This is a genomic window from Paraburkholderia acidicola, from assembly GCF_002362315.1.
GTDB lineage: Bacteria > Pseudomonadota > Gammaproteobacteria > Burkholderiales > Burkholderiaceae > Paraburkholderia > Paraburkholderia acidicola.
In genome coordinates this window covers 282,218-307,706 of sequence record NZ_MTZV01000002.1, presented here as the reverse complement: position 1 = coordinate 307,706, position 25,489 = coordinate 282,218, and the positions used below count along the sequence as shown (strand labels likewise).

The following is a 25,489-nucleotide window of genomic DNA, read 5'->3' as shown; positions in this document are numbered from 1 at the left end:
GCAATGCCGCGACCGTGCCTCGACTGCTACGACACAGCCCGTTCAGGCCGGCTTGCCCCAGCTATCGCGCAGACTCACGATGCGATTGAACACCGGCTTGCCCGGCTTCGAATCGACGCGGTCCGCGACGAAGTAGCCGTGACGCTCGAACTGATAGCGCTGTTCGGGCTCGGCATCGCGCACACCCGGTTCGACCCACGCGTTGACGATGCGCTTCGAGTCCGGATTCAGCGCCTCGAGAAAATCGCGGCCGCCGGCATCGGGCTGCGCTTCCTTGAACAGGCGGTCGTACAGACGTACTTCGGCGGGGAATGCATCGGTGGCGCTAAGCCAGTGGATGTTGCCCTTTACCTTGTAGTTGTTCGCGCCTTCAGTGCCCGATTTGCTGTCCGGGAAATAGTTGCAGTGCACGGCGATCACCTTGCCGTCCGCATCCTTGTCCACGCCCGTGCATTCGACGACATAGCCGTAGCGCAACCGCACCTTGTTGCCAGGAAACAGACGGAAGAAACCCTTCGGCGGCGTTTCGTTGAAATCGTCGCGCTCGATCCACAGTTCGCGCGAAATCTCGAACGACCGCGTGCCGCGCTCCGGATGATGCGGATGCACCGGTGCGCTGCAGGTTTCGGTCGTGCCTGCGGGGAAGTTGTCGATGATGAGCTTCAGCGGATCGAGCACGGCTGCGGCGCGCGGCGCCTTGTCGTCGAGATCGTCGCGCAGCGCGCCTTCGAACACACTCATGTCGATCCACGAATCGACCTTCGTCACGCCGATGCGCTCGCACAGCAACTGGATGCTCTCCGGCGTGAACCCACGTCGACGCACACCGACGATAGTCGGCATCCGCGGATCGTCCCAGCCATCGACGTGCCCCTCGGTGACGAGTTGCAGCAGCTTGCGCTTGCTCGTGATCGCATACGTGAGGTTCAGGCGCGAGAACTCGATCTGTTGCGGCAGCGGCCGCGTGAAGATACCGGCTTCGGCGAGTTCGTTCAGGATCCAGTCGTACAGCGGCCGGTGATCCTCGAATTCGAGCGTGCACAGCGAATGCGTGATGTTCTCGAGCGCATCCGAAATGCAGTGTGTGTAGTCGTACATCGGGTACACGCACCACGTGTCGCCGGTCCGGTAGTGATGGGCGAAGCGGATGCGGTAGATGACCGGGTCGCGCATGTTGAAGTTCGGCGATGCCATGTCGATCTTCGCGCGCAGCACGTGCTCGCCTTCCTTGAACTCGCCCGCTTTCATGCGGCGGAACAGGTCGAGGTTTTCCTCGGACGTACGGTCGCGGAACGGCGAGGGCACACCGGGTTCGGTGGCCGAGCCGCGATTGGCGCGCATTTCATCCGCCGACTGGCTGTCGACGTACGCCTTGCCGCGCTGGATCAGCAGTTCGGCGAATTCGTACAGCTTCCCGTAGTAATCGCTCGCGAAGTACTGGTAATCGGCATCCGCTTCTTTCCATTCGAAGCCGAGCCAGCGCACCGCGTCGACGATTGAATCGACGTATTCGAAGCTTTCCTTTTCCGGATTCGTGTCGTCGAAGCGCAAGTGGCACACGCCGCCGTAGCTGCGCGCGATGCCGAAGTTCAGGCAGATGCTCTTCGCGTGGCCGATATGCAGGTAGCCGTTCGGCTCCGGTGGAAAGCGCGTTTCCACCCGTTGCCCCCACTTTCCGGAGCGGTTGTCGTCATCGATGATGTTGCGGATGAAATTGGACGCCGCCGGCGCGTCGCCGCGATCGGCGTCTTTGCGTTCGTTGTTCATGCGAGAAGGAGAGAGTCGATTTGAAGCGCGTTATGCGCCTGCTGATTTGTCAATTCTACCTGACGTGTCAACAGGCGGCAGCCTTTGCAGCACCTTTACGTAGCGCGGAGCGCGGCTTCCATCGTGGTTCGCGGCCCGGTCGACGAATTTCAGGCTGCGCTGTTGCACGCTGTAACAGGAGGTAAAACGCTTTGTGCGCGTGTGCGGCAGCCACTTAGGATGCGTCGGTCGCGGCGGAGAGATGTCGCTGCGGGCCGCTCTACAGGGCGGCTGCAATCTGCCTGTTCACAAGGATCATCATGAATCGACGTATCGCTGGCGTACTGAAAATCGCGGTTTCTGTCGCGCTGGTTGCAAGCCTGTCCGCTTGTTATTCGATGTCGCGCTCGCAGGCGCACGCGGCCATCGGCGCGGGGGCGGGCGGTGCGCTTGGCTATGTGCTGACGGGCGGACCGGTCGGCACGATCGTTGGCGCGGCAGCAGGTGGCTTGATTGGTGCGGGCCACTGAGGTTGGTCACTGAACGGCAGCGGTGCAGCCGTCTCGCACGGGTTACCTCGTGAGGTGACCCGCTCGGGCGCCGCTGCGTAAATGCCAACGATACGAACCGGCGCGCGGCGTCTGCTACCGCGCGCGGCTTCAGTTGAGCCGCTTTAGATCACCGATTGCCCGCGCAACGCGGCAATCTGCCCGTTGTCGTAGCCCAGCACATCGCGCAGGATTTCGTCGGTATGTTCACCGAGCGTTGGCGGATGCGTGCGTGCCAGCGGCGGCGTCGCGCTCATTTTCACGGGATTGCGCACGAGCTTCACCGTCCCGCCTGACGGGTGCGGCAGATCGACCTGCAGGCCGCGCGCGATCACCTGCTCGTTCTCGAACACTTCCTCAAGATCGTTGATCGGACCGCATGGCACGCCCGCGCCCTCGAGCGCGGCGATCCAGTCGTGCTTGTCGCGCGTGCGGACCATCTCGGCCAGCAGTGGCACGAGCACATCGCGATTGCGCACGCGGTCCGGGTTGGTCGCGAAGCGGTCGTCGTCGGCGAGTTCCGCGCGGCCGCCGGCCTCGACGAATTTGCGGAACTGGCCGTCGTTGCCGACTGCGACGATGATCCAGCTATCGCTGGTCTGGAACGTCTGATACGGCACGATGTTCGGATGCGCGTTGCCCCAGCGCGTGGGCGGCGTACCGCTCGCGAGGAAATTCGAGTTCATGTTCGCGAGCATCGCGACCTGCACGTCGAGCAGCGCCATGTCGATGTACTGGCCTTCGCCCGTGCGATCGCGGTGCGCGAGCGCGGTCAGCACCGCCACCGTCGAATACATCCCGGTCATCAGGTCGGCGATCGCCACGCCGGCCTTCTGCGGACCGCCGCCCGGCAGCGCGTCGCGCTCGCCGGTAATACTCATGAAGCCGCCGATGCCCTGCACGATGAAGTCGTAGCCCGCTCGCTGCGCATACGGCCCGGTCTGGCCGAAGCCCGTCACCGAGCAGTAGATCAGATCGGGTTTCACCGCCTTGAGTGACTCATAGTCGAGGCCGTACTTTTTCAGTTGGCCGACCTTGTAGTTTTCCAGCACCACGTCGCTGCGCGCGGCCAGTTCGCGGACGATCCGCTGGCCTTCGGGTGTGGCGATATCGATGGTGAGCGAGCGCTTGTTGCGGTTCGCCGCGAGGTAGTACGCGGCTTCGTGGGTGTCAGCGCCGGCGGGTGTTTTCAGGTACGGCGGCCCCCAGTGACGTGTATCGTCGCCAACCTCTGGGCGCTCGACCTTGATCACGTCGGCACCGAAGTCGGCGAGCGTTTGCGCGCACCAGGGGCCCGCGAGTACGCGGGTGAGGTCTAGTACGCGGATATGACTGAGTGCACCCATTTCTGATCGTGTCTCCATGTCGACCCGAGTTAGCGCTTCAGCACTTACTTGGGTCCCATGCCCGAAGGGGCGGTCGAGGTTTCGCGCACCAACCGGCGCGCGAAACCGTCTGAATGTGCGGAATCTTAAGCGATTCCCGAGTCCTGGGGCAGTCGGGCGTACACGCCAGGGACACCGATGTCGGCCCGCACGATGCCGCGCGTCCCCGGGGCGACCACCGTCACGCAAGAAGCGGAACCCATGCGGCCCGCCAGCCCGCAGCGTGTCCCGACAAAGCCCAGGCCCCCGCGCAGAAGCGCCGATCCCGTATAATCGGTCGTTTCAAAGCCAATCCAGCGCTAATCGGCTGGCGCATCCCCACGATGTCGCCAGATCACGCAGAAACCGTCCCCAGCACGCCATGAAAGCCGCCGAAATCCGCGAGAAATTCCTCAAGTTCTTCGAATCGAAGGGCCACACGATCGTCCGCTCGTCGAGCCTAGTGCCCGGCAACGACCCGACCCTGCTGTTCACCAATTCGGGCATGGTGCAGTTCAAGGATGTCTTCCTCGGCGCGGAATCGCGCCCGTACTCGCGTGCGACGACCTCGCAGCGCAGCGTGCGCGCGGGCGGCAAGCACAACGACCTGGAAAACGTCGGCTACACCGCGCGGCATCACACGTTCTTCGAGATGCTCGGCAATTTCTCGTTTGGCGACTACTTCAAGCGCGACGCGATCCACTACGCGTGGGAACTGCTCACCGGCGTCTATCAGTTGCCGAAAGACAAACTCTGGGTCACCGTCTATCACGAGGACGACGAGGCGCACGACATCTGGGCGAAGGAAGTCGGCGTGCCGGTCGAGCGGATCATCCGCATCGGCGACAACAAGGGCGCGCGCTACGCATCGGACAATTTCTGGCAGATGGCCGACGTCGGCCCGTGCGGCCCGTGTTCGGAAATCTTCTATGATCACGGCCCGGACGTGTGGGGTGGGCCGCCGGGATCGCCGGAAGAAGACGGCGACCGCTACATCGAGATCTGGAATCTCGTGTTCATGCAGTTCAGCCGCGACGCGCAGGGCAACATGACGCCGCTGCCGAAGCAGTGCGTCGACACGGGTATGGGCCTCGAGCGGATCGCTGCCGTGCTGCAGCACGTGCACAGCAACTATGAAATCGATCTGTTCCAGGCCTTGATCAAGGCAGCCGGCCGCGAAACCGGCGTGGCCGATCTGACGAACAACTCGCTGAAGGTGATCGCGGACCACATCCGCGCATGCTCGTTCCTGATCGTCGATGGTGTGATTCCTGGCAACGAAGGGCGCGGCTATGTGCTGCGCCGGATCGTGCGCCGCGCGATCCGCCACGGCTACAAGCTCGGCCGCAAGGGCGCGTTCTTCCATCGGCTCGTCCCGGACCTGGTCGCGCAGATGGGCGGCGCGTATCCCGAACTGAAGGAAGCCGAACAGCGCGTGACCGACGTGCTGCGCCAGGAAGAAGAGCGCTTCTTCGAAACCATCGAACACGGCATGTCGATTCTCGAAGGCGCGCTGGCTGACCTCGATGCGAAGGGTGGCAAGACGCTCGACGGCGAACTCGCGTTCAAGCTGCACGATACGTATGGCTTCCCGCTCGACCTGACTGCAGACGTGTGTCGCGAACGTGGCATCTCCGTCGACGAGCCCGCATTCGACGACGCGATGGCGCGCCAGCGCGACCAGGCGCGCGCGGCCGGCAAGTTCAAGATGGCACAGGGTCTCCAGTACTCGGGGGCGAAGACCACGTTCCATGGTTATGAAGAAATCGTTTTCGACGACGCGAAGGTGATTGCGTTGTACGTCGACGGCGCGTCGGTGAACGAAGTCGCGAAGGGCCAGCAGGCCGTCGTCGTGCTCGATCACACGCCGTTCTACGCGGAGTCGGGCGGCCAGGTCGGCGACCAGGGCGTGCTCAGCAATGCGAGCGTGCGTTTCGCGGTGGCCGACACGCTGAAGGTGCAGGCCGATGTGGTTGGCCATCACGGCACACTTGAGCAGGGCACGCTGAAGGTTGGCGACGTCGTGAAGGCCGAGATCGATGCGATCCGCCGCGCCCGTACCGAGCGTAACCACTCGGCGACCCACCTGATGCACAAGGCGCTGCGCGAAGTACTCGGCACGCACGTTCAGCAGAAGGGCTCGCTCGTCGACGCGGACAAGACGCGCTTCGACTTTGCGCACAACGCACCGATGACCGACGAGCAGATTCGTCAGGTCGAGTCGATCGTCAATGCGGAAGTACTGGCGAACGCGCCGGGCATCGTGCGCGTCATGCCGTTCGATGAAGCCGTGAAGGGCGGCGCGATGGCGCTGTTCGGCGAGAAGTATGGCGACGAGGTGCGCGTGCTCGATCTCGGTTTCTCGCGTGAATTGTGCGGCGGTACGCACGTCAGCCGCTCGGGCGATATCGGCTTCTTCAAGATCGTGGCGGAAGGCGGTGTGGCAGCAGGGATTCGCCGCGTCGAAGCGATCACCGGCGACAACGCGGTGCGCTACGTGCAGGAACTCGACGCACGTATCGGTGAGGCCGCTGCTGCGCTGAAGGCACAGCCGTCCGAGCTGACGCAGCGGATCGTGCAGGTGCAGGAGCAGGTGAAATCGCTGGAAAAGGAACTCGGCGCGCTGAAGTCGAAGCTTGCATCGAACCAGGGCGACGAACTCGTTGGCCAGGCGGTCGACGTGGCCGGCGTGCATGTGCTGGCGGCGACGCTCGATGGCGCGGACGTGAAGACGCTGCGCGAAACCGTCGACAAGCTGAAGGACAAGCTGAAGAACGCGGCGATCGTGCTGGCGTCGGTTGAAGGCGGCAAGGTCAGCCTGATCGCTGGTGTGACGCCGGAGGCCAGCAAGAAGGTGAAGGCCGGCGAACTGGTGAACTTCGTGGCGCAGCAGGTCGGTGGTAAGGGCGGTGGACGTCCGGATATGGCGCAGGCGGGCGGCACGGACCCGGCTGGGCTGGCGGCGGCGCTGGCGGGTGTGAAGGGGTGGGTTGAAGCGCTGCTGTAAGCGCAGACGTATTCGCCTGGCCTCTGGCTGGAATAAAAAACCGCGCGTTGTGAGACGCGCGGTTTTTTTATGGTCTGGCTATCGAGCGGCTCAAAGCCGTCGCCAACAGCGAGGTCAGAACGAAGTGCGCATACCGACGCGTGCGACGGTCTGATGGTTCGACGAGGAGTCGGTGAGACCACCAATGGAGGCATGCTGATCCTCCGTTGTGTGCTGGTAAAGCGCCTGGATATAGAGCTCGGTGCGCTTCGAGAGCCGGTAGCCCGCTGTTGCGCCGATTTCGTGGTCCTGAGGGTCGTTTTGCCCGCCGTTAATAACGTGGACTGATGAGCTGGTGTACACATACATCATCGCGACATACCACGCAGCGGATACGTCATATTTGGCGTTGAATTCGACGTTGTCGAATTTAATGTCCCGAAGGAACGTTCCCCGTGGCGCATCGATGAGGTCGGTGTGCGTGTACAGCAGGCCGAGCGTCGCAGCACCAATCGCATAGTTGACGCCCGCGGCGGCGACGCGCTGCTTGCCGGCCGCGTAGGGCCCGTCGGTGACAGCCCCTGTCGTACTGTCATCTTCTCCGTCGGCGTTGATGTACGCTGCCGCAGCCGTTAGCGCGCCGATGCGATACCGTGCGCCGACACTCCACGCGCGGTTGTTGGCAAACGCGCCTGCCTGGTTACTGAAGCCGTACAGGCCGCCAAACTGCAGGCCCGAGTAGTCGGCGCTCGTGTACTTGACCGCGTTGTTGACGCGAAACGAATCGTCGAGATTGTCGGCGTCGAACGGATGCTCGAACAGCGTGCCGCCCCAGCTTCCTGCTGCACTCAACGGCGTGACGTAGTCGACGACAGAGTCGTACTGGCGGCCGAGCGTAACGGTGCCGGCCTGCTCCGACGAAAGACCGACATACGCCTGGCGGCCGAACATCTGGCCAGGGGATCGCTCCTGACCGTTGTTGAGGGAGAAACCGTTCTCCAACTGGAAGATCGCATGTACGCCGCCGCCGAGATCCTCGGTGCCCTTCAATCCCCAACGGTCGCCCAGTTGCTGGCTACCGCTCACGAGCGCGTAGTTCGCATGCCCTGCCTGGTTGCTGATGTAATCGAAACCCTCGTCGATCGTGCCATACAGCGTGACGCTGCTTTGCGCGTAGGCCGTGCTGACAGACACGGCCAGCATCGCGGGCACGACGAACACTTTTGATACCTTCATGAATATCCCGTCTGTAGAGCGCAACTGGTTAATGGTGTGATTGTGCGTTGCAACCTCAACTGCGGGCGCGATTCTAGCGGCCTGAACTTTCATCAGGATTACCGATGCATCTGCAGGACAGCGCTGTGCCGATGTCTACGATCGGCAGGGTGGAGAAACGGTCTGGCGTGTTCGCGAAGGCCCGCGAGCATGGCGATGTGCGTGAATGCCTGACGACTACGTCTTCACCAGCGCCGATTCATCCGACGCGGCCGCCTGCCCAACCAGATTACTTCCCTCCAGCAGCGCAGCGCGCAACGCATTGAGCGCCGCCGAAAAATGCCCGCGCCGCCAGGTCAACAACGTATCGATCGCACCGAGTTCACCGAGCGAATGCAACGCGATGTCGTTCGTATCAGGCTGTAGTTCGAGCACCGAGCGCGGCGCCACTGCCACGCCCGCACCCGCCGCCACGCACGCGACGATCGCGTGATACGAACCGAGTTCGAGCACCCGCGCCGGACGGATATCGTTCTCCAGGTACCACCGCTCGACATAGCTGCGATACGCGCAGCCACGCTCGAATGCAATCAGCGTCGACAGCGCGATGTCGCGTGCCTGACGGATCGGCCGATGGCCGCGCGGCGTCAGCATCACGAGTTCTTCGCGAAACACCGGCACCGCTTCGAACAGATCGCCGGGCCAAGTGTTATCGAGCGGTCGCGCGATCAGCGCGGCATCGATTTCGAATTCCCGCACCCGCTCGATCAGACTGCCGGTCGTACCGGTTTCGAGTTCGAGCGCGACCTCGGGCCACGCCTGGTGATAGCGCGCGAGCAGTCCGGGCAGGCGGCTCGCCGCCGCGCTTTCCATCGTGCCGAGCCGCAGGCGGCCGGCCGGACGGTTTTCGCGGAGCGCGTGACGCGCCTCGTCGGCGAGCGCGAGCAGGCGTTCGGCGTAGGGCAGTAGCGTATGGCCGGCCGGCGTCAGCACGAGCCTGCGTCCGTCGCGAATAAACAGCTCGGTGCCGAGTTGTTCTTCGAGTTGCTGGATGCGCGTCGTCACATTCGACTGCACCCGGTTCAGCTTCGCAGCGGCCCGCGTGACACCGTTCTCGCGCACCACGGCGCGGAAGATCGTCAAGGCGGCGAGATCCATAATTCTCTCCAGGTGATGATTTATATCTGGATTATTCATTTTTCGTGATGAATGCGTCAAGTTAGCATGCTGTCAGGCGGGCAGCTGGACGGTCAGTTCGCCATCTCCCTTGCCGATCTCCTCTGTCCGCGCCGTCAAAACCGACCGATTCATGACCGATTTCACCTCCCAACCTCGACCCGCCGCCGATACCGAACCGCACGCCGCCCGCCGCGCGGCGCTCGCCTGCATGATCGCGCTCGCGATCGTGCTGGGCGTGGGCCGCTTTGCGTTCACGCCGTTGCTGCCACTGATGCTGTCGAGCGGCGCGCTCGACATCCGGCACGGCGGCTGGCTCGCGTCGTTCAATTACGCGGGCTACTTCGTCGGCGCGGTGACGTGCGCCGCGCTGCGCGTCCAACCCGCGCGGATGGTGCACGTCGGGCTCGTATTCACCGTGCTGCTGACGCTCGCCATGGGGCTCACGTCGGCGTTCTGGATCTGGGCGCCGGTGCGGTTCGTGGCCGGCGTCGTCAGCGCGTGGACTTTCGTGTTCGCGTCGCAGTGGGGCCTGCGGCAGCTTGCTGAACTCCATGCAAACGAGTGGGGTGGTGTGATTTACACGGGGCCTGGGTTCGGCATCGTCGGGACGGGGTTGCTCGTCAGTGCGGCGGGTGGGTATGGTGCGGCGCTCGGGTGGCTTGGGTTTGGAGCGATATCGGCGGTGCTGGCGGCGTGCGTGTGGCGAGTGTTTGTTGCGCCGGTCGCTCAGGGGCAGCAAGAGCGGACTACGCTGGCCACAGCCGCCACAGCCGCCACAGCCGCCACAGCCGCCACAGCCGCCACAGCCGCCACAGCCGCCACAGCCGCCACAGCCGCCACAGCCGCCACAGCCACCGCGCCATCGCATGGTCGCTCGGCGAACGCATCATCCGCTGCCACGCCGGCAGCAGCCCGAGAAGCGCCGGTGACGACCCACCGCCCTGCACATCGCGCGGACGCTTTCTGGCTCGTCGTGCTGTACGGCATTCCCGGCTTCGGCTACATCATCACCGCCACCTTCCTGCCGGTGATCGCGCGTCATGCATTGCCCGCCGGCTCCACATGGCCCGACCTGTTCTGGCCGATGTTCGGCGCCGCGTTGATCGTCGGAGCACTTGGCGCGGCACGGCTGCCTTCGCACTGGGACAATCGCACGCTGCTCGCGGGCAGCTATGTGCTGCAGGCCATCGGCATCGTGCTCGGCATCGTGTGGCCGACCGCGGGTGGCTTCGCGTTAGGCAGCGTGCTGATCGGCTTGCCGTTCACGGCGATTACGCTCTTTGCGATGCGCGAGGCGCGTCGCCTGCACGGCGACACGGCGGCGGGGCTGATGGGATATGCGACGGCCGCCTATGGGCTTGGGCAGATCGTCGGGCCGCTGGTCGCCGCGCCGGTTGCGGCGCATACGGGCTCGTTCTCACCGGCGTTGTGGCTGGCGGCGGGCGCGTTGCTGCTCGGCGCCGTCGCGCTGGTGGTGGTTGCGCTGATACGCCGCCGCTGATCACGGTCTGCACACCCGGAGCCACATTCGCGGCTCCTTCCGTCGAAACTTCCCTGTTACTCCGTTGTTGTAGCGCGAGCGAAGAGCGTCGCTGCCTGGCGGCTGCGGCTGCGGCTGCGGCTGCGACGATGCGATGCCGCTGACTTGCCGCAGGGAAACCGGACTCGTTGCTGCATCGAGATGAAATCCCGGTTGCTCCGTTGAACGTCGTCAATGGCCCGGGCGCCAGTCACTGCGCTCCGTAGTGCGCCACCCGCCGCGTCTTCCCACACGATCGTCTCCCGCTCCCCAATCGCCTCCATCGCCCCTTCGTTCGATCAATCGAACACGTTTCGGGGCCGCGCACTAAAATGTCCGCTTTCCCGCCACTCTCCTGCGTCCGTCGCCGGGCGTTTTGCCAGTCATGCCGCCGTTCGCATCGAATAACGCATCGGACAACGCACCGGATAACTACGCGAGCATCTTCTGCCTGGAAGCACGGGCCACGGTCACCACTGCGCCGTGTCGTCGACCGACGACACCTTCACCCCACTTCAATAGAACATGAGCGACTACCGATACTGCCCCCGCTGCGCCACCCCGCTGATCGAGCGCGCCGATCCCGCGCACGAAGGCGGCCGCGTGCGTCAGGTCTGTCCCGACGACACCTGCGGCTACGTCCACTGGAATAACCCGCTGCCGGTGGTTGCCGCCATCGTGGAGTACGAAGGCAAGATCCTGCTCGCGCGCAATGCCGCGTGGGCCGAAGGCATGTTTGCGCTGATCACCGGCTTCCTCGAAAACGGCGAGACACCCGAGCAGGGCATCGCGCGCGAGGTGAAAGAAGAGACCTCGCTGGATACGGAGTCGGTCGAGCTGATTGGCGTCTATGAGTTCATCCGCAAGAACGAGCTGATCATCGCGTACCACGTGCGCGCGAATGGCACGATTGCGCTCTCGCCGGAGCTGCTCGAATACCGGCTCGTCGAACCGGCGAAGCTGCGGCCATGGCGCGCGGGCACGGGCCAGGCGCTCGGCGAATGGATGCGCCGACGCGGGCTGCCGTTCGAATTCGTCGAGCGGCCGGGACAATAACGGCGAATAACGGCGAATAACGGCGCGCGCCCCTTCAACCCAGCAACGGACATCGACATGGCCTTCATTTTCTATCTGACTCACATCCATCTGGGTTACGACGCGCTCGCGCAGTTGCCGGCGGAATGCGCGCGGATCGGTATCGCGCGACCGCTGATCGTGACCGACAAGGGTGTCGTTGCAGCCGGCCTCGTGCAGCGCGCGCTCGACGTGTTGAAGCTCGGCGATGTGCCGGTGTTCGACGACACGCCGTCGAATCCGACCGAGGCGATGGTGCTGGCCGCGGCCGCGCGTTATCGCGAGGAGGGCTGCGATGGTTTGATCGCAGTGGGCGGCGGATCGTCGATCGATCTCGCGAAGGGCGTGGCGATCGCCGCGACGCATCCGGGCACGCTGACTGAATACGCGACGATCGAAGGCGGCAGCGGCAAGATCACCGACGCCGCTGCGCCGCTGATCGCCGTGCCCACCACCGCCGGCACCGGCAGCGAAGTAGCGCGCGGCGCGATCGTGATTCTCAACGATGGGCGCAAGCTTGGTTTTCACTCGTGGCACTTGCTGCCGAAGTCGGCACTCTGCGACCCGGGCCTCACGCTCGGCTTGCCCGCACCGCTGACGGCGGCCACCGGGATGGACGCGATCGCGCATTGCATCGAAACTTTCCTCGCGCCGGCATTCAATCCACCCGCCGACGGCATCGCACTCGACGGGCTCGAGCGCGCATGGGCAAACCTCGAGCGCGCGACGCGCGACGGCAGCGACCGCGATGCGCGCCTGAACATGATGAGCGCATCGATGCAGGGTGCGATGGCGTTCCAGAAGGGACTCGGTTGCGTGCATTCGTTGTCGCATCCGCTGGGTGGTGTGCCGGTCAACGGACGCACCTCGCTACATCACGGCACGCTGAACGCAGTGGTGCTGCCTGCTGTGCTGCGTTTCAACGAAAACGCGGAAACCGTGGTCGCGAACAACCGTTATGCACGCATGCGTCGCGTGATGAATCTGCCGGACGGTGCGGACCTTGCGCAGGCGCTGTTCGACATGACCGCGCGCCTCGGGCTGCCGGCCGGGCTGCGGCAGATGGGCGTCGATGAGCAGGTCTTCGACAAGGTGATCGCAGGCGCGCTCGCCGATCATTGCCACAAGACCAATCCGCGCGAAGCGAGTGCTGAAGACTATCGGCGGATGCTGACCGAATCGCTTTGACCTTGCTGCTGCATTCGCCCGCCCACTTGCCCATGGACCCTGCACCCGCACGATGAACAAACCCGCTCCCGCGCAACGCGCCGCTTACCACCACTTCCTGCCGATCACGACACGCTGGATGGACAACGACGTCTACGGTCACGTGAACAACGTCGTCTACTACAGCTACTTCGATACGGTGGTGAACGAGTACCTGATACGCGCCGGTGTGCTCGACGTCGAGCATGGCGAGACGATCGGGCTCGTCGTCGAGACGCAGTGCAACTACTTCTCGCCACTCGTGTTCCCGGAGCCGGTCGAGGCGGGGCTGCGGGTCGCGCGGCTCGGCGGCTCGAGTGTGCGTTACGAAGTCGGGCTGTTTCGCGCGGGTGAAGCGGAGCCCGCTGCGCAGGGCCATTTCGTGCACGTCTATGTGGACCGTGCGACGCGTCGGCCGGTCACGTTGCCCGATGCGTTGCGCGCGGCGCTCCTGCCGCTCGTAGTCACGGAGTAGCCGCGTTATGCAGTCGTTCGCGATCAACCTGCTGAACGGTGTCAGCTATGGGCTGCTGCTGTTCATGTTGTCGGCGGGGCTGACGCTGATCTTCAGCATGCTGGGCGTGCTTAACTTCGCGCATGCGAGTTTCTACATGCTGGGCGCGTATGTCGGTTTTGCGCTCGCAGCGCATCTTGGTTTTTGGGGCGCTTTGATCGGGGCGCCGCTTATAGTCGGCGTGATCGGTGCGGCGTTCGAACGCTGGCTGCTGCGCCGCGTGCGACCGCACGGACATCTCGCCGAACTGCTGCTCACATTCGGTGCCGCGTATCTGATCGGCGAAACGGTAAAACTCGTCTGGGGCCTGCAGGCGATCGCCGCGCCGGTGCCGGCCGCACTCGACGGCGCGCTATTTACCTTCGACGGCGCTGCGTTCCCGCGTTATCGCGCGTTCATGATGGCGGTGTCGCTTGCGATGCTCGTGGTGCTGTACGCAGTGTTGCGCATCTCGAAGACGGGTTTGATCGTGCGTGCGGCGCTCACGCATCCAGGTGCCGTCGAGGCACTCGGCCATAACGTGCCGCGCGTGTTCACCTTCGTTTTCGCAGCGGGCACCGCGCTCGCTGCGCTTGCCGGTGTGATCGGTGCGCCGCTCTTCGTGGTCGAACCGGCGATGGCCGAGTCGGTTGGCTCGATTGTCTTCGTGGTCGTCGTGATCGGTGGACTCGGATCGCTGGGCGGGGCGCTTGCGGCGTCGCTGCTGGTCGGCTGTATCCAGACCTTCGCGGTGGCGAGCGACGTGTCGCTCGGCGGTATCGCGGCGGCGCTCGGGCAGCCGCTGTCCGCTGCGTGGGGCGCGCTCACGCTCGCGCAACTCGCGCCGCTCGTGCCTTACGTGCTGCTCATCGCGATGCTCGCATTGCGGCCAGGCGGACTCTTCGGTCTGCGCGACCACGATGTCTGAGCCGCACGACACCGCTCGCGGCCACACGAAGCCGCAGACGCTTGCCGCCGCGCGCGGACCGCGTACGCCGACATGGCGTGCTGCATTGCCGTGGCTCGTGCTGAGCGCCATGCTCGCCGTGCCACCGCTCGTCTCGTCGCAAAGCTGGTTGTTCGCATGGCTCGCGCAGACCGCGGCGATGATCGTGTTCGCGCTGTCGTACAACCTGCTGCTTGGCGGCACCGGCTTGCTGTCGCTCGGTCATGCCGCACACGCGGGGCTCGGCGCGCTCGTGGCTGCGTATTTGTTCAACGCATGGCACTTGCCGTTGCCGCTCGTTCCGCTGGTGGGGGGTATCGGCGGGGCGCTGTCCGGTCTGCTTGCCGGCTATGTGTCGACGCGGCGCGCAGGCACGGCGTTCGCGATGATCACGCTCGGCATCGGCGAACTCGTGGCCGCTGCGGCATGGACACTGCCCGACTGGTTCGGCGGCGAAGCGGGTGTGCCGATCGATCGCGCGAGCGGCCTCGCACTCGGCACGTGGACCTTCGGCCCCGCGCGCGAAGCGTATCTGTTGATCGCGCTGTGGTGTCTGCTCGCCTGTGCCGCGATGTACGCGTTGTCGCGCACGCCGTTCATGCGCGTCGCGAATGCGGTGCGCGACAACCCGGTGCGGGCCGCGGCGATCGGTTGCGAGCCGCGTCGCATCCGGTATGCGAGCGTGGTGTTCGCGGCGTTCTTTGCGGGCATCGCGGGCACGCTTGGGTTGATCAACGTCGAGCTGGTATCGACGGAAAGCGTCGGCATGCTGCGCTCGGGTGCGGTGCTGATCGCGACGGTGATCGGTGGGACCGGTGCGTTCTTTGGGCCAGTGGCGGGCGCGATCGTGCTGACGTTTTTCAGCGTCGCGGTGGCGAGCGTGACGCGTGCGTGGTTGTTCTATCTCGGGCTGTTGTTCATCGTGATCGTGGCGGGCTCGCCCGATGGCATTGCTGGGTTCGCGCAGCGCCAGGCCGCGCGGCTCGCGCAGCACGGCTGGCGCGCTTGCGCGAAGCCGTGGCTGTGCGGCGTGAGCGCGGCGCTCGCGTGGACCGGTGCGGTCGTGCTCGCGGTGCAATGGGCGTACGCGCGACAGTTCGGTACGGATGACGGCACCGGTTTGCCGTTCAGCGGGTTCTTGCTTGCCGGTGTGACGTCTTCTGGTGAATGGATTGCTGCGGGCATTGCATTGTTCGCCGCTGTGGGCTGGATCGCCTCGCGCGGTGCACGACGCGCATGGCCGCGCGATGTGCAGGCGGCGAACGCACGCGAAGCCGGGAGCATTCGATGACCGCCGCGCTTGCCGTGCAACGCGTGTACAAACGCTTCGGCGCCACCGAGGTGTTGTGCGGCGTCGATCTGTCGATCGAACCCGGCGAGCGTCATGCGTTGATCGGCCCGAACGGCGCGGGCAAATCGACGCTGTTCAATCTGATCGCTGGCGGTGGCCGGCCGAGCGCGGGGCGCATCGAACTGTTCGGTGTCGATATCACGCGACTTGGACCTGCCGCGGTAAACCGCCGCGGTCTTGCGCGCAGCTTCCAGAACACCAGCGTGTTCGCAGGGCTGTCGGTGTTCGACAACCTGCGTTGTGCCGCGCTGTTTGCGGAGCGCGGACGCGGCAGCCGGTGGCGCCGCTGGACTCATGCGCGTGCCGCCTCCGAGCGTGCCGAACAGGTGCTCGATGCCGTGGGCCTCGGCGCACGCGCCCAGGTGCTGGCCGGCACGCTCAGCTATGCGGAGCAACGCGCACTCGATCTCGGTCTCGCGCTCGCGGGCGGTGCGCACACACTGCTGCTCGACGAGCCGACAGCGGGCATGAACCGCGCCGAAGCGGCGCGTGCCATCGAACTGATCCGCAGCGCGACCGCCGGCCGCACACTGCTGATGGTCGAGCACGACATGGACGCGGTCTTCGGTCTCGCGGATCGCATCTCCGTGCTCGTGGAGGGGCGGGTGATCGCGACCGGCACGCCGGCCGCGATCCGCTCACACGCGGCCGTGCGCGCCGCCTATCTCGGCGATGGATTCGAACGATGACCGTGCTGCTCGACATCGCTGGTCTGCATGCGTGGCATGGTGCGAGCAAGGCGCTGCACGGTGTCGATCTGCGCATCGAGGCAGGAGAGATCGTGGCGCTCGCGGGGCGCAACGGTTCGGGGCGCTCGACGCTCGCGCAGGCGATCATGGGACTCGTGCATACCGAGGGCGAGCTGCGTTTTGCGGGCGGCTCGCTGGCGGGCCTGCGGCCGTTCCAGATCGCACGGCTCGGCATCGGTTATGTGCCCGAGCATCGCGATGTGTTTCCGACGCTCAGCGTGCACGAAAACCTGCTGCTCGGCGTGGTGCCCGGCAAACGCACGCGGCCGCCGCGCTTCACCTTCGACGATGCCTACGCGCTCTTTCCGGTGTTGCGCGAACGGCAACGCACGCGTGCTGCTGCATTGTCGGGCGGTGAGCAACAGATGCTGACGCTCGCCCGCACGCTACTCGGCGACCCGGATCTGCTGGTGATCGACGAGCCGGCTGAAGGGCTTGCCGCGCAGCGCGTCGCGCAGGTTGCGGCGTGCCTGCGGACCTTGCACGAACGAGGTGTCGCGATGCTGCTGATCGAGCAACGGCTCGCAATCGCCCACGAACTGGCGAGCCGCGTCGCCGTCATGGGGCATGGCGAGATCGTGTTCGACGGCAGCTTCGAGGCGTTTCGGGCGCGCCACGATGTGATGCAGGAATGGCTCGGCGTCGGCTGATTCAGCGCGTTAGCGCGTGGCGCAGCGGGCGCAAGCTGCCGCTGTCGGCCCGGACTGAGTTGTCTTCTGTTTGACCTGACTGCGCGCAGCGGCGCCGCATGTCCGCCCCGCGCGGGTTCGCGGCTTGTGTTCTGTTTCATTCAAACGTCTGAGCGTTTGGTGCTGACCCTCCAGGAATCTTGTCGGCAGCGCGGCCACAAATAAAGACAATCGAAGACAAAGATGCCCGGCCATCCGTGCCGGCACGAGACAGTCCGGCGTCCCGCCTGCGCGGGCGCACCGGACCAGGGAGGAGACGATATGCACGACACCGACGACAGAGCGCATCTGCCGCGTACCCACGCTGGCAGCGAACGAGGCTGCAATCCCAGGCGTAACAGACGTGCGGGGCGTCACGTTGCACCGGACACCGGGCCGTTGCGTCATGCGATGAGCGTGTCGGCGGTCGTGATCGTTGTCGCGTCGCTGCTGGTGTGTGCGTGTGCCGATGCCAGTGCGGATGCAAGCTTCGCAGCGAGTTCTGCCGCTGGTGCGTCGGGCGCTGCGAATGTGGTTGTTCCTGCTACGACAAGCGCCACGAATGTAGCCGCACCCGCGGGAGCAAACGCGACCGGGACCGGCGCTCAGAACTCCGGCAACGCGGCGGCTGCTCAACCCGCATCCTCCTCGGTCCCAACGCTCGAAGCCGCGAAAGCACACCAACTCGCCGAAGAACAACAGGTCGCCGCCCGCGTACCCGCTGCCAGCGGCATGCACGTCACCCGCACGCGACCGCTGACGTTGCGCGACTCCGGCATCGACGGTTCGATGATGTTCGCGCGCGATGTCGATTTCCGCCTGACTGGCGACATCGGCTTCCTGATCCACCGCATGGCAGCGACGCTGACGCCGACGCGCGCCGGCAATCCGGTCGTGTTCGACGATCCGAACAGCGTGACGATCAACGTCCATCGCGGCGAAGTCACGCTCGATGCCGCGAAGCTCACTGCAATTTTCAACCGCTATCTGTTCCAGTATCAGGGCTCGCCGCTGCGCAATATGCGGGTCGAACCGCAGCAGGGGCAGTTGCGCATTACCGGTGAAATGCAGCGAGACGGCTGGGTACCGATTGCGCTCACGGGCACACTGGCGATGCGCAACGCGACCGAACTCGTATTTCACGCTGACCATACCGAAGTCGCAGGCGTCGCCGCGGATCGTCTGATGAAGGCCGCGCACGTGCGCATGGCGGACCTGCTGAAAGTGAACACACCGATTGCGCAGCTCGACGGCGACAACGTCGTGATGCAGCTCGCGAAACTGACGCCGCCGCCCGCGTTGCGCATGACGATCACACGAGTCGACATGTCGCCGGCCGGCGTGCGCTTCACGCTCGACGACGGTACGCTGCCCGACATCGCGTTTCCTGCGACGATGCCCGCGCGCGGCATGTTGCTCGAAGGCGGCGACGTGAAGTTCATGCGCTCGGTTCCGATGAACATCGACATGGCGATCACGTCGCTCGATACCGGCACGTCCGGAGCGCCGTTCGTGCTCGACCTGTATCACTATCGCGAGCAGATGGCGGCGGGCTACTTCACGTTCGACGAAAACGGTGCGCTCGATGTGCATCTGCCGTCGTACACGACGCTACCCGGCGCCGCTCGCGACGCAGCACAGACAACGCAAGCGGGTAGTGCGGCGGCGCGCTACAACGACAGCTACATCCGAGCGCAACAGGCCGCGCTCGCGGTCGCACGCGAGCAATGGCGGCGCATCCCTGTGAGCTTGCGTACGACGTCGGGCAGCGCGCTCTCCGACGAACGCCATTCACCGGGCGGCATGCCGCTGATCCATGTGCAGAACGTCGACTTCTACGTGTCGGGACGCATCGGCTTCCACGTGCGCACGCTCGATGCGCAGCTCGTGCCGAAGAAGCCAGGCCAGCCCGTCGATCTCGACGATCCGAACCAGTACGACATTCATATCCTCGGTGGTGAAGTCGTCGAACCGTGGCCCGCGATGGCCGCGCTCTTCAACGACTATCTGCTCGACTACACACCGCGTTCGTTGAACGACATGCAACTGACGCCTGCCGATGGCGGCCTCGACGTCACCGGCGGCATCAAGCTATGGAATCACTTCCCCGGCGTCTGGCTACCGACGAAGATGCACGGCACGCTCGCCGTGCGCGACGAACGGCATCTGGTCTACACACCCGAATCCGTGTCGGTGCTCGGTGTGCCGCAGGCCGGCATGCTGCGTGCGCTGAATGTCCCGCTCGCGTCGCTGACGCCGTTTGCGCGCAAGGGCGTCAAGCTGGAAGGCAATGAGCTGGTGTTCGATCAGTACACGGTGTTTCCGCCGCCGGTGTTGCAGGGGCGTCTCGAGGGGGCGACCGTGACAAACGAAGGGCTTGTGCTGAAGTTCAAGCGGCAGATGGGCGCGGCCGTCGCGCATCCGCCGGCGGGCGCGGGCGGTAGCTACGTGTGGATCGAATCGGGCGACATCAAGATGTACAACTCGCTGGTCGTGAACGGCCATACGCTGATACGCGATACGGCAAACAGCGACCCGATGCATTTCGATCTGTACGCATATCGCCGCGATGTGGCGAAGGGTACGGTGCGGATGGCGGAGGATGGTTCGTTGACCGTGGATGTCGCGCCGCGGAAGTAGCGCGCGGTCCCATGCGTGATCACCTGGGCCGCGCGTATCGACGCGGCCCGGCTACGCTCAGTTGCCTTCAGTTACCCTCAGCTACGCGCATCCCGCTCGATGATCCATTCATGCGCGGGATCGTTCTTGAAGTGCCACGTCCGCCGGCTACCCGCCATGACATTCAGATAGTACGAGTCGTAGCCATACGGCACGACCACCGGATGATAGCCGCGCGGCACCATCACGACGTCGTGATCCTCGACGGCCATCGATTCATCGATATCGCGCGCATCGGTATAGACACGCTGAAACGCGAAACCCTGCGGCGGATTCAGCCGGTGATAGTAAGTCTCTTCCAGCGAACTCTCGACCGGCACATTGTCGGTGTCGTGCTTGTGCGGCGGATAGCTCGACGCATGACCGCCCGGCGTGCGCACTTCGACGACGAGCAGCGATTCGGCGGGTTCGGTCTGCGGCAGGATATCGCAGACGTAACGCGTGTTGAGTCCGGTGCCGCGCGTCGAGCGTGTCATCTGCGACGGCTGGATGAGGCGCGCCGGATAGCGTCCGGTGGCGGGCGCACTGGCCACGCCGATCTCGGCATTGTTGCGTGCGCGTATCGTGGCACGCACATTCGGCGGCAGGTACACCGCATGCGGCGCTGCATCGTCGAACACGCTGCTGCGCGTACCGAGACTGAGCCATTTGGCTGCGGGCGTATCGATGTCGATCGTGCCGGACAGCACGACGATGCAGGACTCGCGGCTGGTTTCCAGCACGCGCATGACGCCGTCTGCCGGGAGCCGGTGGGCGGTGAAGCCGACATATTGCCAGCCGGCCGACTCCGGTGTGACGCGCGCGATCGTCTGACCTTCGCGCTGGGCTTTGACTAGCAGACTCATGCAGCCTCCCTGGCAGGATTGAGCGGCGCATCGACGAGGGCACGCAGTGTCTGGTAGCCCTTTTGCGCATACGCGAACGAAGGCGCGACGACCGGGTCCTGTTCCGCCTCGACGACGAGCCAGCCGCGGTAGCCGTGCCGCTTGAGCCGCTCAATGATAGCCGGGAAATCGACGGTGCCGTCACCGGGGACCGTGAATGCGCCGGCGATCACCGCGTCGAGAAAGCTCCAGTTGCGATTGCGTGCCAGCTTCGCGACCGCGGGCCGGACGTCCTTGCAGTGCACGTGGCACACGCGCGCAATGTGCCGATCGAGCACTTCAACCGGATCGCCGCCCGCGAACGTAATGTGGCCCGCATCGAACAGCAGGCCGACGGCTTCGCTGGTCTTTGCCATCAGGCGATCGACATCGGCGGGGGTTTCGACATACGCCCCCATGTGATGGTGATACGCGAGTCGTACGCCGTGACTCAGTGTGTAACGTGCGAACGTCTCGACGCGCGCCGCGTATTCGTCCCACTGCGCTTCGCTAAAAAAACGCGGCCGCTGATACAGCGGACGCGGTGCGCCCTGAATCGTGTCGGCGACTTCGCCATACACCATCACAGTCGCGCCGTTTTTCGCGAGCAACTCGAGATGCGGTCCGACTGCGGCGATTTCCGCTTCGGCGCTGCGTCGCGCCAGTTGGCCTGAATACCAGCCGGAGACGAGCGCGAGATCGTATTGTGCTAGCAACGCTTTTAGCACTTCTGGCTCGCGCGGAAACTTGTTGCCGAGTTCGAACCCCTGGTAGCCGATTGCGCGCCCTTCGGTCAGCGCGAGTTCGAGCGGGGTTTCGCCGCCGAGCGACGGCAGATCGTCGTTCATCCACGACAGCGGGTTGATGCCGATACGTACGTCGAAGGAAGTCATGCGCGGGTCCTTAATTGTTGGCGTCGCTGGCGTCGTCGCTGGCGGGATGATTCACGCCTTCGGTGCGGGCCGCGAGATGGGTTTCGTACTGCGCGCGTGCCGTGCGGACAGCTTCGCGTGCCGACACTTCGGGTACGGCGACTTCCCACCACCAGCCGCCGTCGTCGGTGGTGCGCGACGCGTCGGTGTCGATGCTGATCACGTAGGTGCGGTCGGCAGCGCGGGCGCGTTGCAACGCGGCTTCCAGCGCGGCGACGTTGGCGACGTGTTCGGCATGTGCACCGAGCGAGCGTGCGTGCGCGGCAAAGTCGATTGCGGGAGCGCCGAGCGGACCTTGCGCGCAGTCGTCGAACATATTGTTGAACGGTGCGCTACCGCACGCCTGCTGCAGCCGGTTGATGCAACCGTAGCCGCGATTATCGAGCACCACGATGATCAGCTTCGCACCGAGCATCACCGAGGTTGCGATTTCGCTGTTCATCATCAGATAGCTGCCGTCGCCCACCATCACGATGACTTCGCGCTCGGGTCGGGCGAGTTTTGCGCCGAGACCGCCTGCAATTTCATAACCCATGCACGAGTAGCCGTATTCGACGTGATAGGCGCCCGGACGGCCCGCGCGCCACAGTTTGTGCAACTCGGCGGGCAGGGTGCCGGCTGCGCAGACGACGATGTCGTCGGTGGTGGACTGCGGGCTTGAGCGCTGCACGGCGCCGATCACATCGGCGTCGTAGGGCAGCACGGTGTCGCGCTGCGGCGTGTGCGTTAGTGTGCCGACGGTGTGGCGCCAGTCGGTCGCGGCCTGCTGTGCACGCGCAGTCCACGTGCGGTCCGCGTGCCAGCCGTGCAGGCGTTCCGAGAGGGCGTCGAGCGCAAGACGCGCATCGGCTTCGACGGCCAGCGCACGATGCTTCAAACCATCGAATGCATTTGCATTGATCCCGATTACGTCGGCCTGCGTGAAGAGCGTGTTCGAACCGGTCGTGAAGTCCTGCAACCGCGTGCCGATGGCGAGCACGCAATCGGCATCGTGCGCGAGCGCATTCGCCGCGGGCGAGCCGGTTACGCCGAGCGCACCGGTATTCAACGGATCGTCCCACGCGAGCGCACTCTTGCCCGCCTGCGTTTCAGCGACCGGGATACCGTGCGTCGTTGCGAATGCTTGTAATGCAGAAGCTGCGCCGCCGTACAGCACACCGCCGCCCGCGACGATCATCGGTCGTTTCGCGCGGCGTAGACGCTCGACAGCTGCATCGATTTCATCGGTGCGCGGGGCAGGGGCGTGCGGTTTGACGACGCGCGGTTCGAAGAAACTGAGCGGGAAATCCCACGCAGTCGCTTGTACGTCCTGCGGCAACGCGAGCGTGACCGGGCCGCACAGTGCTGCGTCGGTCAGCACACGGATCGCACGCGGCAACGCATTGAGCAGTTGCGCCGGGTGGACGATGCGGTCGAAGTAACGCGAGACGGGCTTGAGCGCATCGTTGGCGGAGATGCCACCGTCGTGGAAATCCTCGACCTGTTGCAGCACCGGGTCGGGTGCGCGCGAAACGAATATGTCGCCGGGCAGCAGCAGGACCGGCAAACGGTTGACGTGCGCGAGTGCGGCTGCGGTGACGAGATTCGTTGCACCGGGACCGATCGACGTGGTCACCGCCATCATCCGGCGACGGAAGTGCGCTTTTGCGTAGGCGATTGCGCTGTGTGCCATCGCCTGTTCGTTGTGTGCGCGCAGCGTCGGCAGTTCGTGGCGGTGCTGATAGAGCGCTTCACCGATCCCCGCGACGTTGCCGTGCCCGAAGATCGCGAACACGCCGCCGAAGAGAGGCTCACTACCGCCGGCATCGTTACCATCTTCGACGGCGACACGTTGTGCCGCGAGGTAGCGCACGAGCGCCTGCGCGGTGGTGAGGCGGATCGTGCCGTGCGCTTCGCCCGCGGTGGGAACCGCAGGTGAAACAGCTTGATCCTGATGCAACACGCGTTGGTTCATGCCGCCTGCTCCTGATGAACATTGCGCGGCTGCGCCGGCTGCGTTGCCGACGCGCTGCGCGTATCGCGCCACGCGGCGATCAGTGTTTCGAACGTCTGCCGCACGCGTGCAATCAGTTCGTCGTCGCCGATCTGCCCGGCAAGCCACGCATGGCTGGGCTCATGGAAAATCGTCCGGCCGACCGTGAAGCCGCGGCAGGTCGCCGATCCGGCTGCTGCACGAAAGCCTTCGCTCAGTTGTTCGACCGCCGCCGACAGCCCGAGCAGCACCACGCCGCGGCAATACGGATCGCGCTCCGCAAGCAGTGCGTCGATTGCCTGCCACTGCGTGGCGTCCACCGGTTCGAGCTTCCACCATTCCGGGTAGATGCCGATGTTGTACAGGCGCTTCAATGCACGATAGACCGTATCAGGTGCTTGCGGGAAATGTTTGGGCGGAATCACTTCGAGCAGCAGTTCGTGGCCGCTTGCCTGCACCGCGTCATAGAGCGCGCGCAACTGGGCTTCCTGTTCGAGCCGCTGTTCGATCGGCTCGTCGGGATGAAACTGCACAAGGCACTTGACGATATGTTCGCGTGGCCAGCTCGCGAGCGTCGTGCCAACCGAGCGGCCGTGATCGAACACGAGCGGCACCGAACCGGGCAGTTCGACCGGGCGACCGATCCACCAGCCACGCCCGGTCGCCGCGTTTAACGCGTCCTGGCCGTAGCGGTCGTCGATCAGCACGGCGATGCGGCCTTGCAGACCCAGCGCCGCTTCCGTTTGCGCGACTGCTTCGACGAACAATCCCTTCAGCTGCGCGATGCGGCTTTCGTCGGCACCGGTCTGCTGCGCGAGATCGAAGAACTGGTTGCGGTGATCGAATGCGAAGCCGAGCACTTCGTCGCGCTGTGTGCGCGGCGGTGTGACGCGATGCAGTCGAGCGAGCGTGGCGTCGCGGTCCGGCCGGCGCATGCGCTGCGGATCGGCTTGCGCTTCGCGCAGGAAGTAGTCGAGTTCGGCGGGCGTCGGCATCGCGGGGGCGCAGCCGTGGCGCGAAACGACCAGTGCGCCGCTCGCGTTTGCGGCGCGCGCACAGGCGTCGAGTGGTTGATCGCGCAACCAGCCGGACAGGAAGCCCGATGCAAACGCATCGCCTGCACCGAGCACGTTCAGCACTTCGACCTCGACGCCACCGTGCACCGGTACGCTATCGAGCGATGCAGGCACTGCGCCGTCGACAATCTGGCAACCGAGCGGCCCACGCTTCACGACGAGCGTCGCGGGTGTGACGGCACGGACCATCGCCAGCGCTTCGCGCAGATCGGTCTTGCCGCCTGCGATGCAGAACTCCTCTTCGGTGCCGATCACCAGATCGAATAGCGGCAGAATGCGCTGCAGATGCGCGGTGACGCTTTCGTTGGCGATGAAGCGGGTCTCGCCATCGGCCTTGCCGGTGAGTCCCCACAGCACCGGCCGGTAATCGATGTCGAGCACCGTGCGCACGTCGTTGCGGCGCGCGTAGTCGAGTGCTCGGCGGCTTGTGCGATTGACCTGCTCGGTCGAGAAATGCGTGCCCGTGATCAGCAGTGCCTTCGACGATGCGATAAACGCCTCGTCGAAATCTGCTTCGTCGACAGCCATGTCCGCGCAGTTCTCGCGATAGAAAATCAGCGGAAACGTGTCGCGGTCTTTCAGGCCGAGCACGACGAGGGCTGTCAGCCGTTCGTGATCGATGCGCACATGGCTGACATCGCAGCCCTCGCGCGTGAGCGTTTCGGTGAGAAAGCGCCCCATGTGATCGTTGCCGACGCGCGCGAGCATCGCCGCGGCGAGGCCAAGCCGCGTGCAGCCGAACGCGATGTTGGCCGACGAGCCGCCCAGATATTTCGCAAAGCTCGATACGTCTTCGAGCCGCGAGCCGACCTGTTGCGCGTAGAGATCGACCGCGAGACGACCGAGGCAGACGATGTCGCGGCTGCGGCCGGTGGCGAAGCGGCTCGAGGTTGCAGCGCTGGAGTTGCTGGAAAGTGCCATGG

General features: G+C 64.9%; 19 protein-coding genes. 11 read left to right on the top strand and 8 right to left on the bottom strand.

Annotated elements, in window-relative coordinates:
* Positions 1–42: 42 nt before the first annotated feature.
* Entirely contained in the window at positions 43–1,767 is a 1,725-nt protein-coding gene (locus BWP39_RS03440) for a glutamine--tRNA ligase/YqeY domain fusion protein (RefSeq protein WP_096716960.1), read from the bottom strand.
* A 299-nt stretch (positions 1,768–2,066) separates the two neighbouring features.
* On the opposite strand from BWP39_RS03440, the gene BWP39_RS03435 reads away from it, so the two are divergent.
* The gene (locus tag BWP39_RS03435; RefSeq protein WP_091014689.1) at positions 2,067–2,276 is read left to right on the top strand and encodes an ornithine carbamoyltransferase; all 210 of its coding nucleotides are present in this window, start codon (positions 2,067–2,069) and stop codon (positions 2,274–2,276) included.
* 143 nt (positions 2,277–2,419) lie between these two features.
* On the opposite strand, the gene BWP39_RS03430 is transcribed toward BWP39_RS03435, so the two are convergent.
* Positions 2,420–3,640: a CaiB/BaiF CoA transferase family protein gene (locus BWP39_RS03430; protein WP_096716959.1), complete on the bottom strand. Its 1,221-nt coding sequence runs from the start codon at positions 3,638–3,640 to the stop codon at positions 2,420–2,422.
* 400 nt (positions 3,641–4,040) lie between these two features.
* On the opposite strand from BWP39_RS03430, the gene alaS reads away from it, so the two are divergent.
* A complete protein-coding gene (alaS, locus tag BWP39_RS03425) occupies positions 4,041–6,665 on the top strand; it encodes an alanine--tRNA ligase (protein ID WP_096716958.1) in 2,625 nt (874 codons plus the stop codon).
* 114 nt (positions 6,666–6,779) lie between these two features.
* On the opposite strand, the gene BWP39_RS03420 is transcribed toward alaS, so the two are convergent.
* The gene (locus tag BWP39_RS03420) at positions 6,780–7,880 is read right to left on the bottom strand and encodes a porin (RefSeq protein ID WP_096716957.1); all 1,101 of its coding nucleotides are present in this window, start codon (positions 7,878–7,880) and stop codon (positions 6,780–6,782) included.
* Between the two features lie 216 nt (positions 7,881–8,096).
* Positions 8,097–9,017, bottom strand: a complete 921-nt coding sequence (locus tag BWP39_RS03415) for a LysR substrate-binding domain-containing protein (protein ID WP_096716956.1) — start codon at positions 9,015–9,017, stop codon at positions 8,097–8,099.
* A gap of 151 nt (positions 9,018–9,168) precedes the next feature.
* On the opposite strand from BWP39_RS03415, the gene BWP39_RS03410 reads away from it, so the two are divergent.
* From BWP39_RS03410 to BWP39_RS03365, 9 genes are all read left to right on the top strand, one after another.
* A complete protein-coding gene (locus tag BWP39_RS03410) occupies positions 9,169–10,539 on the top strand; it encodes a YbfB/YjiJ family MFS transporter (RefSeq protein WP_096716955.1) in 1,371 nt (456 codons plus the stop codon).
* Positions 10,540–11,082: 543 nt separating this feature from the next.
* Positions 11,083–11,613: an NUDIX domain-containing protein gene (locus BWP39_RS03400; protein ID WP_091014676.1), complete on the top strand. Its 531-nt coding sequence runs from the start codon at positions 11,083–11,085 to the stop codon at positions 11,611–11,613.
* 57 nt (positions 11,614–11,670) lie between these two features.
* Entirely contained in the window at positions 11,671–12,819 is a 1,149-nt protein-coding gene (locus BWP39_RS03395) for an iron-containing alcohol dehydrogenase (RefSeq protein WP_096716953.1), read from the top strand.
* A 52-nt stretch (positions 12,820–12,871) separates the two neighbouring features.
* Positions 12,872–13,312, top strand: coding sequence for an acyl-CoA thioesterase (locus tag BWP39_RS03390; RefSeq protein ID WP_096716952.1), 441 nt, complete (start codon positions 12,872–12,874; stop codon positions 13,310–13,312).
* A 7-nt stretch (positions 13,313–13,319) separates the two neighbouring features.
* A complete protein-coding gene (locus BWP39_RS03385; protein ID WP_096716951.1) occupies positions 13,320–14,258 on the top strand; it encodes a branched-chain amino acid ABC transporter permease in 939 nt (312 codons plus the stop codon).
* A complete protein-coding gene (locus BWP39_RS03380) occupies positions 14,251–15,567 on the top strand; it encodes a branched-chain amino acid ABC transporter permease (protein ID WP_096716950.1) in 1,317 nt (438 codons plus the stop codon). Before BWP39_RS03385 ends, BWP39_RS03380 begins: the two co-directional genes overlap by 8 nt.
* Positions 15,564–16,316, top strand: a complete 753-nt coding sequence (locus tag BWP39_RS03375) for an ABC transporter ATP-binding protein (protein ID WP_096718505.1) — start codon at positions 15,564–15,566, stop codon at positions 16,314–16,316. Before BWP39_RS03380 ends, BWP39_RS03375 begins: the two co-directional genes overlap by 4 nt.
* On the top strand, positions 16,313–17,026 hold the full coding sequence (locus BWP39_RS03370) for an ABC transporter ATP-binding protein (protein WP_096716949.1): 714 nt from the start codon (positions 16,313–16,315) through the stop codon (positions 17,024–17,026). Before BWP39_RS03375 ends, BWP39_RS03370 begins: the two co-directional genes overlap by 4 nt.
* 429 nt (positions 17,027–17,455) lie before the next feature.
* The gene (locus tag BWP39_RS03365) at positions 17,456–19,684 is read left to right on the top strand and encodes a hypothetical protein (RefSeq protein ID WP_096716948.1); all 2,229 of its coding nucleotides are present in this window, start codon (positions 17,456–17,458) and stop codon (positions 19,682–19,684) included.
* Positions 19,685–19,761: 77 nt separating this feature from the next.
* Here the strand turns inward: BWP39_RS03365 and iolB are convergent, their stop codons facing one another.
* Genes iolB through BWP39_RS03345 form a run of 4 tightly spaced genes read right to left on the bottom strand, consistent with a single transcriptional unit; the run spans position 19,762 to position 25,487 of the window.
* Positions 19,762–20,568, bottom strand: coding sequence for a 5-deoxy-glucuronate isomerase (iolB, locus tag BWP39_RS03360; protein WP_096716947.1), 807 nt, complete (start codon positions 20,566–20,568; stop codon positions 19,762–19,764).
* Positions 20,565–21,479: a myo-inosose-2 dehydratase gene (iolE, locus tag BWP39_RS03355; RefSeq protein WP_096716946.1), complete on the bottom strand. Its 915-nt coding sequence runs from the start codon at positions 21,477–21,479 to the stop codon at positions 20,565–20,567. The genes iolB and iolE overlap by 4 nt, the downstream gene beginning before the upstream one ends.
* A 10-nt stretch (positions 21,480–21,489) precedes the next feature.
* Positions 21,490–23,472 (bottom strand): 3D-(3,5/4)-trihydroxycyclohexane-1,2-dione acylhydrolase (decyclizing), encoded by a 1,983-nt coding sequence (iolD, locus tag BWP39_RS03350; protein WP_096718503.1) that lies wholly within the window; start codon positions 23,470–23,472, stop codon positions 21,490–21,492.
* Positions 23,469–25,487, bottom strand: a complete 2,019-nt coding sequence (locus BWP39_RS03345; RefSeq protein WP_096716945.1) for a bifunctional 5-dehydro-2-deoxygluconokinase/5-dehydro-2-deoxyphosphogluconate aldolase — start codon at positions 25,485–25,487, stop codon at positions 23,469–23,471. The genes iolD and BWP39_RS03345 overlap by 4 nt, the downstream gene beginning before the upstream one ends.
* Positions 25,488–25,489 lie beyond the last annotated feature (2 nt).

Excerpts from the sequence above, each read along its gene's own strand:
- BWP39_RS03440 (WP_096716960.1), bottom strand. The coding sequence starts at position 1,767 with ATGAACAACGAACGCAAAGACGCCGATCGCGGCGACGCGCCGGCGGCG.
- BWP39_RS03435 (WP_091014689.1), top strand. The coding sequence starts at position 2,067 with ATGAATCGACGTATCGCTGGCGTACTGAAAATCGCGGTTTCTGTCGCG.
- BWP39_RS03430 (WP_096716959.1), bottom strand. The coding sequence starts at position 3,640 with ATGGGTGCACTCAGTCATATCCGCGTACTAGACCTCACCCGCGTACTC.
- alaS (WP_096716958.1), top strand. The coding sequence starts at position 4,041 with ATGAAAGCCGCCGAAATCCGCGAGAAATTCCTCAAGTTCTTCGAATCG.
- BWP39_RS03420 (WP_096716957.1), bottom strand. The coding sequence starts at position 7,880 with ATGAAGGTATCAAAAGTGTTCGTCGTGCCCGCGATGCTGGCCGTGTCT.
- BWP39_RS03415 (WP_096716956.1), bottom strand. The coding sequence starts at position 9,017 with ATGGATCTCGCCGCCTTGACGATCTTCCGCGCCGTGGTGCGCGAGAAC.
- BWP39_RS03410 (WP_096716955.1), top strand. The coding sequence starts at position 9,169 with ATGACCGATTTCACCTCCCAACCTCGACCCGCCGCCGATACCGAACCG.
- BWP39_RS03400 (WP_091014676.1), top strand. The coding sequence starts at position 11,083 with ATGAGCGACTACCGATACTGCCCCCGCTGCGCCACCCCGCTGATCGAG.
- BWP39_RS03395 (WP_096716953.1), top strand. The coding sequence starts at position 11,671 with ATGGCCTTCATTTTCTATCTGACTCACATCCATCTGGGTTACGACGCG.
- BWP39_RS03390 (WP_096716952.1), top strand. The coding sequence starts at position 12,872 with ATGAACAAACCCGCTCCCGCGCAACGCGCCGCTTACCACCACTTCCTG.
- BWP39_RS03385 (WP_096716951.1), top strand. The coding sequence starts at position 13,320 with ATGCAGTCGTTCGCGATCAACCTGCTGAACGGTGTCAGCTATGGGCTG.
- BWP39_RS03380 (WP_096716950.1), top strand. The coding sequence starts at position 14,251 with ATGTCTGAGCCGCACGACACCGCTCGCGGCCACACGAAGCCGCAGACG.
- BWP39_RS03375 (WP_096718505.1), top strand. The coding sequence starts at position 15,564 with ATGACCGCCGCGCTTGCCGTGCAACGCGTGTACAAACGCTTCGGCGCC.
- BWP39_RS03370 (WP_096716949.1), top strand. The coding sequence starts at position 16,313 with ATGACCGTGCTGCTCGACATCGCTGGTCTGCATGCGTGGCATGGTGCG.
- BWP39_RS03365 (WP_096716948.1), top strand. The coding sequence starts at position 17,456 with ATGAGCGTGTCGGCGGTCGTGATCGTTGTCGCGTCGCTGCTGGTGTGT.
- iolB (WP_096716947.1), bottom strand. The coding sequence starts at position 20,568 with ATGAGTCTGCTAGTCAAAGCCCAGCGCGAAGGTCAGACGATCGCGCGC.
- iolE (WP_096716946.1), bottom strand. The coding sequence starts at position 21,479 with ATGACTTCCTTCGACGTACGTATCGGCATCAACCCGCTGTCGTGGATG.
- iolD (WP_096718503.1), bottom strand. The coding sequence starts at position 23,472 with ATGAACCAACGCGTGTTGCATCAGGATCAAGCTGTTTCACCTGCGGTT.
- BWP39_RS03345 (WP_096716945.1), bottom strand. The coding sequence starts at position 25,487 with ATGGCACTTTCCAGCAACTCCAGCGCTGCAACCTCGAGCCGCTTCGCC.